13 protein-coding genes are annotated in these 11,929 nt (G+C 49.5%); all 13 read left to right on the top strand.

Annotated elements, in window-relative coordinates:
* Positions 1 to 10 precede the first annotated feature (10 nt).
* The 13 genes from cobT to cobK all read left to right on the top strand — a co-directional run bounded on the left by cobT (position 11) and on the right by cobK (position 11,926).
* Positions 11 to 1,102: a nicotinate-nucleotide--dimethylbenzimidazole phosphoribosyltransferase gene (gene cobT / locus DW996_RS01635; RefSeq protein ID WP_118534678.1), complete on the top strand. Its 1,092-nt coding sequence runs from the start codon at positions 11 to 13 to the stop codon at positions 1,100 to 1,102.
* 64 nt (positions 1,103 to 1,166) lie between these two features.
* On the top strand, positions 1,167 to 1,658 hold the full coding sequence (locus DW996_RS01640; protein WP_334294511.1) for a bifunctional adenosylcobinamide kinase/adenosylcobinamide-phosphate guanylyltransferase: 492 nt from the start codon (positions 1,167 to 1,169) through the stop codon (positions 1,656 to 1,658).
* The gene (locus DW996_RS01645; RefSeq protein ID WP_118534679.1) at positions 1,646 to 2,413 is read left to right on the top strand and encodes an adenosylcobinamide-GDP ribazoletransferase; all 768 of its coding nucleotides are present in this window, start codon (positions 1,646 to 1,648) and stop codon (positions 2,411 to 2,413) included. Before DW996_RS01640 ends, DW996_RS01645 begins: the two co-directional genes overlap by 13 nt.
* Before the next feature lie 12 nt (positions 2,414 to 2,425).
* On the top strand, positions 2,426 to 2,842 hold the full coding sequence (locus tag DW996_RS01650; protein ID WP_118534680.1) for a bifunctional adenosylcobinamide kinase/adenosylcobinamide-phosphate guanylyltransferase: 417 nt from the start codon (positions 2,426 to 2,428) through the stop codon (positions 2,840 to 2,842).
* Positions 2,815 to 3,456, top strand: coding sequence for a histidine phosphatase family protein (locus DW996_RS01655; RefSeq protein ID WP_118280999.1), 642 nt, complete (start codon positions 2,815 to 2,817; stop codon positions 3,454 to 3,456). The genes DW996_RS01650 and DW996_RS01655 overlap by 28 nt, the downstream gene beginning before the upstream one ends.
* Complete coding sequence (gene cbiB / locus DW996_RS01660; protein WP_118534681.1) at positions 3,453 to 4,433, top strand: adenosylcobinamide-phosphate synthase CbiB; 981 nt, start codon at positions 3,453 to 3,455, stop codon at positions 4,431 to 4,433. Before DW996_RS01655 ends, cbiB begins: the two co-directional genes overlap by 4 nt.
* Positions 4,434 to 4,462: 29 nt before the next feature.
* On the top strand, positions 4,463 to 5,527 hold the full coding sequence (locus tag DW996_RS01665; RefSeq protein WP_158575154.1) for a pyridoxal phosphate-dependent aminotransferase: 1,065 nt from the start codon (positions 4,463 to 4,465) through the stop codon (positions 5,525 to 5,527).
* Positions 5,518 to 6,162 (top strand): precorrin-8X methylmutase, encoded by a 645-nt coding sequence (locus tag DW996_RS01670; RefSeq protein ID WP_118281002.1) that lies wholly within the window; start codon positions 5,518 to 5,520, stop codon positions 6,160 to 6,162. The genes DW996_RS01665 and DW996_RS01670 overlap by 10 nt, the downstream gene beginning before the upstream one ends.
* A 23-nt stretch (positions 6,163 to 6,185) precedes the next feature.
* Positions 6,186 to 7,298, top strand: a complete 1,113-nt coding sequence (gene cbiD, locus DW996_RS01675; protein WP_118534877.1) for a cobalt-precorrin-5B (C(1))-methyltransferase CbiD — start codon at positions 6,186 to 6,188, stop codon at positions 7,296 to 7,298.
* 4 nt (positions 7,299 to 7,302) lie between these two features.
* Positions 7,303 to 8,061 carry a precorrin-4 C(11)-methyltransferase gene (gene cobM, locus DW996_RS01680; protein WP_118534683.1) on the top strand — a complete coding sequence of 253 codons (759 nt, stop codon included), beginning with the start codon at positions 7,303 to 7,305 and terminating at the stop codon, positions 8,059 to 8,061.
* Positions 8,058 to 9,086: a cobalt-precorrin 5A hydrolase gene (locus DW996_RS01685; protein ID WP_118534684.1), complete on the top strand. Its 1,029-nt coding sequence runs from the start codon at positions 8,058 to 8,060 to the stop codon at positions 9,084 to 9,086. Before cobM ends, DW996_RS01685 begins: the two co-directional genes overlap by 4 nt.
* Before the next feature lie 15 nt (positions 9,087 to 9,101).
* Complete coding sequence (gene cobJ, locus DW996_RS01690) at positions 9,102 to 9,845, top strand: precorrin-3B C(17)-methyltransferase (protein WP_118281005.1); 744 nt, start codon at positions 9,102 to 9,104, stop codon at positions 9,843 to 9,845.
* Entirely contained in the window at positions 9,842 to 11,926 is a 2,085-nt protein-coding gene (cobK, locus tag DW996_RS01695) for a precorrin-6A reductase (RefSeq protein ID WP_118534685.1), read from the top strand. The genes cobJ and cobK overlap by 4 nt, the downstream gene beginning before the upstream one ends.
* Positions 11,927 to 11,929: the final 3 nt, after the last annotated feature.

An 11,929-nucleotide genomic window follows, 5' to 3' on the forward strand; every position in this document is an offset into this window, starting at 1 on the left:
GAAAGAAAAGATGCAGACAGAAAAGATAAGGATCGATGAGGTCTTAGAAAAAGAGTATAAATTGACGTCTTGGGATCATGACATCTTTCATAAGGTCATGGAGCATTGGGATGGCATTGCAAAGCCTTTGGATGGCATGGGACAGTTTGAACCTATGCTTGCAAAGATAGGTGCTATACAAAAGACGCTTGAGCCAAGGTTTGACGTGGGACGCTTACTTGTCTTTTGCGCGGATAACGGCGTTGTTGCGGAGGGGATCAGCCAGTCCCCACAGGAAGTGACGGCGACCTGCGCTAAAAATATTGCCGCAGGGCAGACGGCGGTCGGTCGTATGGCAAGCCTTGCGGGCTGTCAGATCCGGGTCTATGATGTTGGGATCAATACAAGGGAGACGCTTTGCAATGTCATTGATGAAAAAGTAGCCCACGGCACAAGAGACTTTTACAAAGAGTCGGCGATGGATGAGACGCAGATGCGGCAGGCTCTGCAATGCGGATTGGATGCGGTCTATGCCTGCAAGTGCGATAATCTTGACTATGTCTGCATCGGGGAAATGGGCATCGGCAATACGACGACTTCCAGTGCGGTCGCAGCCGCCCTTTTACAGAAAAAGGCAGAGGAGGTGACAGGTCGCGGGGCAGGGCTGGATGATGTAAAGTTACAAAAAAAGATCCGGGTCATTCAGGAGACCATCGAAAGATGTGATCTTTATCAGGCGTCTGCTACAGAAGTCTTAGCCAAAGTGGGCGGATTTGACATTGCAGCCATGGCAGGAGCCTGTATGGGGGCAGCCATCTATGAGATCCCGCTGATCTTAGATGGTTTGATCAGCATGGTAGCCGCCCTGGCAGCAGAAAGGTTATTGCCCGGAAGTAAAGACTTTTTGATCGCGTCCCATGCCAGCCGGGAGCCGGCAACGATAGCGCTTATAAAAGAACTTGCCCTGGCACCGGTCATTTATGCGGATATGGCACTGGGAGAGGGCACCGGAGCCATGATGCTGTTACCTATGCTTGCCATGGCAAAGGCGGTCTATGATGAGACTAATTCTTTTTCGGATGCAGGGGTAGAGACTTATCATAGATACGGAGAGAAGATATGATCGTATTCGTCATTGGTGGAAGCGGAAGCGGTAAGTCGCATATGCCGAAAAGCGTCTGCTTGCAATGGAGGCAGAAAAGAAACATTATATTGCGACGATGCGCGTCTTTGACGAAGAAGGGAAAAAGCGTGTAGAAAAGCATCGGACCATGCGCAGGGAAAAGGGCTTTCTTACCATAGAAAAGCCGATAGACTTAGGGGAGATTGCTCTGGATGCGGGGGATGCCTGGATGCTGGAATGTGTCTCCAATCTTCTGGCAAATGAAATGTTTACGGAAGATGGCATAAGGGATGAAAAAGAAACGGTAGACAAGATTTTAAAGGATATAGGCAGTCTGATAGAGCAGACTGCAGATGGCGTGATCGTCAGCAATAATATCTTTGAAGATGGAGAAAACTATGATGATGCCATGGCATCTTATATCAAGGCACTGGGGGGTATCAATCAGGCATTGGCAGCCATGGCAGATGAAGTCATAGAAGTGGTGGTCGGTATTCCGGTCACATTAAAGAGCCAGCAGGAGGAAAGTGAGGGCGGACAGATATGCGAAAAATAGCAAAAGCCATAGGCGTAGCCTTTTCCATGTATTCCAAGATACCCATGCCGCATTTCGTATGGGCGTCGGAAGATATGCGCTACCATCTGCTCTTTTTTCCTTGGATTGGTGCTGTGATCGGGGGACTGGAGATCGCCTGGTATCATCTGGCAGGCTATCTGGGAGTGGGAAAGATCCTTTCTGTGGCGCTGGCTGTTTTTTTGCCGCTCTTTGTGACCGGGGGCTTTCATATGGATGGCTTTATGGATACCAAGGATGCTCTAAGTTCCTATCAGGGCAAAGAGAAAAAATTGGAGATCTTAAAAGATCCTCATATCGGTGCCTTTGCCGTTATCCACTTGCTATCATATCTCTTACTTGCCCTTGGATTTGCTTCTGTCATTGAGGGAACAAAGGCTGTGGTCGCAGTCAGTGCTGCCTTTTTTCTCAGCCGTTGTCTCAGTGGGCTTTCCGTTATCCATTTTCCGGGAGCAAAAAAGGAGGGCAGCCTTTATACCGAGGCAGATACCTCCGGTGCAAAGGTCGTATCCATCGGGCTGGTGATACAGATGCTTCTTGTCGTGACCGCACTTTTTATCTATAGCGGTATGAATGGCATTTTGGTCACGGCAGCCTGTCTATTGATGTTTTTATATTATTATCTTATGAGCCGTCGCCAGTTTGGCGGAATCACGGGAGATCTGGCGGGCTATTTTGTCTGTATGGCAGAATTGTGGTCCGTGATTGTGGTCGGCATCTATCTTGTGTTAAAGTAAAAGGAGAATGCAATGGAAGGAAGGCTGGAACTTGTCATTGGTGGCAGGGCGCAGGGAAAAAGTGCATATGTCAAAAAAAAGTACCCGCACGCCGTCTGTCTGGATGAAAAGGATCTTACAGAGGGTGGCAGACTGACGGTCGGGGATCAGACGCAGGATATCATCCTATGGGATCATTTTCATCTGTGTGTCAGGAACTGGCAGCAGGCGGGCATGACGATGGATGAGATGCAGGATAGGATAGAGGCGATCTGCAGGGCATGCAGGCATCTTGTCATCATCAGCGATGAGGTGGGAAATGGCATCGTGCCATTGCAAAAAGGAGACCGCGTCTATCGGGATCTGGTCGGAAATCTTTTGATCGGGATTGCAAGTAAAGCAGAAAGGGTGGATAGAATCATATGTCAGATACCACAACAAATCAAGTAGAGATCGTATTGATCCGTCATGGAAAAACAGAGGGAAATAAGGAGAAGCGCTATATCGGCAGGACAGACCAGCCGCTTTCCGAGGAGGGAATCGCCGGTATCAAAGAGAACCTGGGGCGGTATCCATCCGTGGAAAAGGTCTATGCCAGCCCAATGAAGCGCACCAGACAGACCGCAGAACTGATCTATCCGGGACAGGCATCGGAACTCGTTGACGGTCTGCGCGAGATGGATATGGGTGTCTTTGAGGGAAAGAACCATGCCGAATTAAAGAACAGACCATCTTATATTTTATGGGTGGCGACCCGCGGAAAGATCAGCATACCGGGGGGCGAGTCCATGAAGGATTTTGGAAAACGTACCATGGATGCTTTCACACAGGTACTTGGCGATATGCAGGCAGAGGGGATCAAAAGATCGGCAGTCGTGGCTCATGGCGGTACGATCATGTCCATCGTTTCCCAACTGGCTGATGACGACTACTATAAATATATGGTAAACAATGGCGCAGGATTTCGTCTGACGCTGGATGACGACGGCAAACTGCTGGATCTCAAGCCGCTCTTAAAAGAAGATAACTGCATGCAGGATGCTTTAGAGGAGTTGGAAGATTGATCTATCATATGATTGCCTTTGTGGGTGGCTTTTTCCTCGACCTGATCATGGGAGATCCCTACAATTTTCCCCATCCGGTCCGCTGGATCGGCCGCCTGATCTCTGCCATCGAAAAGCATGATCTGGGCGAGGAAGATACCAAGGCTTTATCGGGAGAGCACAAAAGAAGATGTGGGCGCAGACTGGTCCTACTAGTCTGTGGAACAACTATTCTGGTGACGGCTTTTGTTCTGTTTTTGGCATATGGGATCCATCCTATGGCAGGATGTCTGGTGGAAATGTTTTTGACCTATCAGACATTGGCACTCCGCTGTCTTTGCAAGGAGAGCAAAAAAGTATATATATGCCTGCGGGATAAAACCTTAGAAGATGCCAGATATGCGGTATCTATGATCGTTGGCAGGGATACCAAGAATTTAAGCCCGACCGGGGTTGCCAAGGCTGCCATTGAGACGGTTGCGGAGAATACTTCGGATGGAGAGATCGCACCGATGCTATATCTGGCATTGGGCGGTCCTATTCTGGGACTCACCTACAAGGCAATCAATACTATGGATTCCATGGTGGGCTATAAGAATGACCGCTATTCAGATTTTGGCAGATGCGCAGCAAAACTGGATGATCTGGTCAATTTTCTGCCGGCAAGGATCAGTGCTTTATGCCTCTGGGTGGCATCGGTTTTCTTAGGCAAGGACTATGATGCAAAAAGGGCATGGCGGATCTATCGACGAGACCGTTACCAGCACGCCAGTCCCAATTCGGCACAGACAGAAGCCATGGCAGCGGGATCCCTTGGTATCCGGCTTGCGGGAGACGCTTCTTATTTTGGAAAAATCGTAAATAAGCCAACACTTGGGGATGCGACACGCGCGATCGTCTATGAGGATATTCTGCGCATGAACCGGCTGGCATATGGGGCGGCTGTTTTTTGCCTGCTCCTGTGCCTTGGGATCATGGGACTGATCTTGGCATTTTAAGAACATAGCAGATGATAGGAAGGAACGGCATGCACGGAGGAGATTGTTATCGCAATGAAGTGAATATGGATTTTTCAATCAATGTCAATCCGCTGGGCATACCGGAGGAGATAGCAGATGCCATGCAGCAGTCGCTGACGCAAGCCATGGTCTATCCGGATCCTCAGTGTCAGGCACTGCGTCAGGCAATCGGCGGAGTCTATCAAAAGGACGCAGCATGTATTGTCTGTGGCAATGGGGCATCTGACCTGCTGCTTGCTTTTGCCCGTGCTTTTATGCCAAAGAAGGCACTCCTGCCGGTACCGGGATTTTCGGGCTATGCCTATGCCCTAAAAAGTATTGGATGTCATGTTGCATTATTTGATACCAAAGAGGACGAGGATTTTGCCCTGTCCGAGGCCTTTTTGGATCGCATTAGATCGGAAGCACCGGATCTGGTGATCCTGACCAATCCCGGCAATCCCAGTGGACATATGCTGTCACAAGAATTTTTAACAAAAGTGGCATGGCTCTGCCGGCACATGAATATTCGGCTTTTGATCGATGAGTGCTTTATCGAACTGACCGGAGAAGGTAAAGACAATTCTTTCTTAAAGGCATCTTCCGGGACAAAGAATATCTTTATTTTACAGGCACTGACAAAGAGCATGGCGATCCCTGGTATCCGTTTGGGCTATCTGTTCTGTCCTAAGGAGCAGGATGCAAAAAAGGTGCAGGAACAGGTGAGTGAATGGAATGTTTCTGTTATTGCGCAGAGGGCGGGCATTGCGGGCATGCAGGTCTTGGCAGATGGAACTTATCTGTCGCAGACAAGGCAGCTTCTGGAAAGGGAAAGAGCGTATCTTACGCAGAGTTTGCAGGAAATCGGCGCAAAAGTCTATCCGGGGACAGCCAATTTCCTTTTGTTTTATGAAGACAGCATAGAATGGTATACCGCCTTATTAAAACAAAAGATACTGATCCGGGATTGCAGTGATTATGCCGGGCTCTCCAAGGGATTTTATCGCATAGCGATCCGCAGGCGGGAAGAAAACCAGGTCCTGGTGGAGACCATGCAGGCAGTCAAAGAGGGGAAGGAAGTCAGATGGAAATAGAAATCGTAAAACCGCAGGAGATCGAGAAGCGGAGTTTTGAGATCATTGAGGAAGAATTGAAGGAGCGAGGAATCGTTCTGCCGGAAAAAGAAGTGCCGATCACCAAACGTGTTATCCATACCAGTGCCGATTTTTCCTATGCCGAGACCATGACCTACTCGCCGGGAGCCATTGAGCAGGCGCTGGAACTGATCAAAGGTGGTGCACATATTGTGACCGATACCAATATGGCTAAGGCTGGCATCAATAAGAAGACTCTGGCTCGTTTGGGCGGACAGGTACACTGTTTTATGGCAGATGAAGCCGTGGCAAAAGAGGCAAAGGAACGCGGCGTGACGCGCGCGGTTGTCAGCATGGAGACGGCGGCAAGACTGCCCGGACCTGTCATTTTTGCTATAGGCAATGCGCCGACGGCATTGATCGAACTGCACGAGATGATTGAGCAGGGAGCCTATGTTCCGGCATTTATCATTGGAGTTCCGGTCGGCTTCGTCAATGTGGAGGCGGCAAAAGAATTGTTCCTTGACGGCGATGTGCCATATATCATTAACCGGGGGCGCAAGGGTGGAAGCAATATTGCGGCTGCCATCTGCAATGCCTTGCTTTATCTGGCAAGCAACAATATCAGAGATTAGAGGGTAGGTCTTTGGAAGAAAAACTGCGAAACGGATTTACAACAGGCTCCTGCGCGGCAGCCGCGGCGAAGGCGGCCTGCTATATGCTTTTGACCGGGAGAAAAAAAGAAAAGATCGATATCATTACGCCAAAGGGCATTACCTTTCATGCGAGTATTGTGGATATTTTGCGCGGTGAGAGGGCAGTGCAGTGTGCAGTCATAAAAGATGGCGGGGATGATCCCGACATTACGACCGGGGCACATGTGGTGGCAAAAGTTTCTTTTTTGGAGGGGCAAGAGGCAGGCACAGAGGGCAGGATACTGATCGATGGCGGGATCGGCGTCGGTCGTGTGACCAAGCCGGGACTGGATCAGCCGGTCGGAAATGCGGCGATCAATCATGTGCCAAGAGAGATGATTGAAAGGGAAATGCGTGAGGTCTGTCATGTTTTGGATTATCACGAAGACCTTGCGGTGGAAATCTCCGTGCCGGAGGGTCAGAAACTGGCAGAATCCACCTTTAATCCCAGACTGGGGATCCTGGGCGGTATATCTATCTTAGGAACCAGCGGTGTCGTAGAGCCTATGAGTGCGCAGGCACTCAAAGACACTATTGCGGTCGAACTGCGGCAGAAAAAGGCTTTGGGACAAAAAGCAGTGGCAGTCTCGCCGGGAAATTACGGTTTGGATTTTATGAAAAAGACCTATGACTATGATCTGGATCGCAGTGTCAAGTGCTCGAATTTTATCGGAGATACTATAGATATGGCAAAGCAGATGGGATTTGAGGCAATGCTTTTGACCGGGCACATCGGCAAACTCATTAAACTTTCCGGCGGCATGATGAATACCCATTCCAAAGAGGGCGACTGTCGTATGGAACTCTTAGCGGCGGCTGCTATTTATGCGGGCTGTCATGCCAAGACGGCAAAAGATCTTCTGGATGCAGTCACGACGGAGGAAGGCGTCAAACTCCTGTCGGAGGCAGGCATCTTGGAGGCGACCATGGAGCGTGCCATGGAGCGGATCTTATTTTACTTGAGAAAGCGTGCCGGTGATGGGATGCAGATCGAATGTATGATGTATGCGACAGATTATGGGCTCTTGGCAGAAAGTCCCGGAGCACAGAGTCTTTTACAGGAACTGAAAGGATAGAAGAATGGTTTATTTTGTGGGAGCAGGATGCGGTGCACCGGACCTGATCACGGTGCGCGGAAAAAATCTATTGGAGCAGGCAGATGTGATCATTTATGCCGGATCGCTTGTAAACCCGGAACTTTTAGGTTATGCCAGAAAAGACGCAAAGGTCTATAACAGCGCCTATATGACTTTAGAGGAAGTGCTTGCCGTGATCGAGGATGCCGAGAAAGAGGGGCTTAACACGGTGCGTCTGCACACCGGAGAACCCAGCATTTACGGCGCTGTGCGGGAGCAGATGGATCGATTGGATGATCTGGGGATTGCCTATGAGTCCTGTCCGGGAGTCAGTGCCTGCTTTGGAGCGGCGGCAGGTCTGAATCTGGAATTTACCCTGCCGGAAGTGTCTCAGACCCTCATTATCACAAGGCAGGAGGGAAAGACAGGCGTGCCGGACAAAGAAAAGATCCGGAGTCTTGCGGCGCATCAGGCGAGCATGGCAATCTATCTGAGTGCCGGTATGTTAGATACTCTGCGGGAAAATCTGATCGCCGGTGGCTATTCTGCCGATACGCCTGCGGCGCTGATCTATAAGGCGACCTGGCCGGAGGAAAGATCTTTTGTCTGTACCGTGGATACCCTGCCACTGGTAGCAAAGGAAAATCATATCTCAAAGACCGCCATGGTATTGGTGGGGCAGGTCATTGCACACAGCAATTATGCCAGATCCCGCCTTTATGCGCCGGACTTTGAAACCGAATATCGGAGGAAAAAACAATGATCTTAGGGGTGATGACCTTTTCTAAGCGGGGGCAAAAGACGGCAGAAGATCTTTTTGAAAAATGCAAGGAGATCAGTCCTTTGTATTATGATGGGGATATGCCGCGGGAGGCATGGATTAGGGACAAGTTCTCCTATCACATACCGCTTCTTTTTGTGGGAGCCACGGGGATTGCCGTGCGTCTGATCGTACCCTTTGTCGAGGATAAATTGCGGGACAGTGCGGTGATCGTCATGGATCAGAGAGGCAGACACGTCATTCCCCTCTTGTCCGGTCATATGGGCGGCGCCAATGAGATCGCGAGGAATTTAGCAGACCGGGTTGGGGCAGAGGTTATTTTGACAACGGCGACCGACGTGGAAGATCTCTTTGCCGTGGATGTCTTTGCAAGGAGAAACGGTTTTTGCATTTGTGACCGGGCTGGCATCCGCAGGATCTCCCAAAGGCTGCTGGAAGGTGAAAAAATCCGGCTTGCCATTGATCCTGCGATTACCTTTTTCAAGGAGGATCTGCCGGAAGGGCTGCATCTGGTAGAGGCAGGTGATGGAAATGTTGATCTGTGGATCGGGTGCAACCCCTTGGAACAGGAAACAGACCTGCAACTGATCCATAAACCCTATGTCCTTGGCATGGGCTGTAAGAAGGGAAAGTCTTTTGAAGCCTTGCAGACGTTTGCCTTGGAAGAATTGCAAAAGGAAGGAATTGCCATGGATCAGGTGGCTGCCCTTGCAAGTATTGACTTAAAGCAGGGAGAAATGGGCTTGGAGACCTTGGCTTGTTTTTATCATCTGCCCTTTTATACCTATGGGGCAGATGACTTACAAGAGGTGGACGGGCAGTTTTCCGAGTCTGCCTTTGTCTCACATGTGACAGGTGTATCCAATGTCTGTGAGCGGGCTGCACTGGCATGTGCAGGGCAGGGGGGACGGCTTTTGGTAAAAAAACAGGCAAAGGATGGTATGACCTTTGCTTTGGCAAAGCAGATCCCGCGGATCCAAACTTGGCAGACGAACGTATCAAAGTAAGAAGAAAGGCAAGCCATGAGCGAGAATAAGAAAGTGATCTATATTGTAGGTATGGGACCGGGCAGTATCAGCGGCATGAGTGGTGACGCTGTGGAGGCATTGCACAAGAGCGATATGATTATCGGTTATACGGTCTATGTGGATCTGGTGCGCCAGCATTTCCCAGATAAGGAATTTAAGACGACCCCTATGCGTCAGGAGATCGAACGCTGTCGCATATGTTTCGACTATGCCATGGAAGAAAAGCAGGTAGCTATGATCTGTAGCGGGGATGCCGGTGTCTATGGGATGGCGGCACCTATGTTTGAAATGGCAGAAGGCTATCCTGAGGTTGAACTGGTGGTCATTCCGGGCGTGACAGCGGCAAACAGTGGGGCGGCGGTACTGGGAGCACCCTTAAACCATGACTATTGTGTGATCAGTCTGAGTGATCTTTTAACACCTTGGGAAAAGATCGAGGCAAGACTGGTGGCGGCGATCCAGGGGGATTTTGCCATTGCCATCTACAATCCGTCCAGTCATAAACGGAAAGATTATCTGAAACGTGCCTGCGATATCATGTTGGCGGCTGGAGCCGATCCTATGCGCGCTTGTGGCTATGTAGAAAATATTGGACGTGAGGGATGCCAGAGTCATGTATGTACGCTGGCGGAATTGCGGGAGTGTCAGGTCAATATGTTTACCACAGTCTTTGTGGGAAATGAAAAAACAAGGATAGATGGGGACCATCTGGTCACACCGAGAGGATATAGGCTATGAAGAATGTCTTGATTTTTTCCGGGACAACGGAAGGACGCCGGTTGGCAGAAACTTTAGTGAAAAATGGGATTTTTTGCCATGTCTGTGTGGCGACTGAATATGGCGTACAGGTCATGGAGTCATCGGAACTTATGCAGGTGCATATGGGGCGATTGGATGTCGATGCCATGAAGGAATTATATGCAGACATCAGACCGGATGTGGTGATCGATGCGACCCATCCTTTTGCAAAGATCGTTTCGGAAAACATAAGAGAGAGTCTGCGGAACCGCGGGATTCCTTATGTGCGTCTGGAGCGACGGCTGGATGCGGAGGAAGACTTTGGAAAGGAAGAAGTCTTTGCGGACAGTCAGGCGGTCTGTCAGGCACTGCTTGCTAGGCAAGGGAATATTTTGCTTACGACAGGAAGTAAAGAACTGCATATTTTTTGCCGGGATGAAAGGCTGAGAAAACGTCTGATCGTGCGTGTCCTGCCGGGGATGGAGAGTTTGTCCCTCTGCTATGAGAATGGTCTGGAGGGCAATCAGATCATCGCCATGCAGGGACCTTTTTCCGAGGAGATCAATACTGCCATTTATAGGCAGTACGACATTCAACATATGGTGACAAAGGAGAGTGGCTCTATTGGTGGCATGGCAGAGAAACTTTCGGCTGCCAGAAAAATGGGGATCAGGTCTTATGTGATCGCGCGTCCGAAAACTGATACAGGTAACTGGCAGATCTATGATGAGAAAAAAATCTTAGCAGCCTTGGAAGATTTGCTGGGCTGTAGGCTCCAAGCAGATGATGGTCTGACAGAGGAAAATGAGGCAGAGGTTTTGTCGGAAGCAGATAAGGCATACGGGCAAATGCATGTGGCTCTTGTCGGCATCGGGATGGGGGCAGAAGATTATCTGACCTGTCGCGGAAAAGGTGCGATTTTAAATGCAGATTATATTTTTGGTGCAAGCCGTATAATCGAGCCTTTTTCGGCAGGCGTGGAAAAATATCCTTATTATCTGGCTGCGGATATTGTGCCGAAAATAAAGGAACTTCTTGCAGAAAAAAAGAGGGGAAATATTGCAATCCTATTTTCCGGTGATACCGGATTTTACAGTGGCTGTAAGAAACTCTATGAGGCTTTGCAGAATATAGAGGGGCTTTCTGTGGAGATCATTCCGGGGATTTCCTCTTTGGTCTATCTGGCATCCAAGATCCCGACTTCATGGGAGGATGCCAAGATCATTTCTACCCATGGTGTCGCGGAAGATAAATGGATCAGCCGTCTTTTATGGATCGGTCTGCACGAGAAAAAAGTATTCTTTCTGACTTCGGGACTGGAAGATGTCAGAAAGATCGGAAGCCTTTTTATGCGCTACGCACCGCAGTTAAAGATATATCTGGGCTATCAGTTGTCCTATGCAGAGGAAGATGTCTTATGTCTGACACCGAGAGAGTGTCTGCTTCTGGAAAAAGAGGGACTTTATGTGGGCATGCTTTATAATGATATGCCGCAGACGATCTATTCGGGCGCAGGTCTTTCGGATGAGTGGATGCTGCGTACCAAGGTGCCTATGACAAAGGAGGAGATCCGGCATTTATCCGTGGCAAAATTGCGTCTGACACCGGAGGCAGTCTGCTACGATATCGGTTGTGGCAGTGGCAGCATTTCCGTGGAAATGGCAATGTTGTCGCCGGGGATCCGGGTCTATGCCATAGATTCGGTGGAAGAAGCGGTTGCTTTGACGAGGAAGAATTCGGATCGTTTTGGACTGAAAAACGTGCAGGTGGTGCAGGGTATGGCACCGGAAGGGATGGAGAATTTCCCGGAACCGACCCATGCTTTCATCGGGGGCAGTCGTGGAAATATGGCAGCCATCCTAAAAAACTTGTATGCAAAAAATCCATCTATGCGTGTTGTCATCAATGCTATCAGTCTGGAGACCTTGAGTGAGATTATGGGCTGTCTGAAGACATGGAAAGTGACGGATCTGGACATTACCCAGGTACAGATCAGCAAAGCCAAGACTCTGGGAGACTATCATATGATGATGGGACAGAATCCGGTCACTATAGTATCTTTTCAATTTACGAGTAATTAAAGG

The sequence above is a fragment of the Roseburia sp. AM51-8 genome (genome assembly GCF_003478275.1).
Taxonomy (GTDB): domain Bacteria; phylum Bacillota; class Clostridia; order Lachnospirales; family Lachnospiraceae; genus Pararoseburia; species Pararoseburia lenta.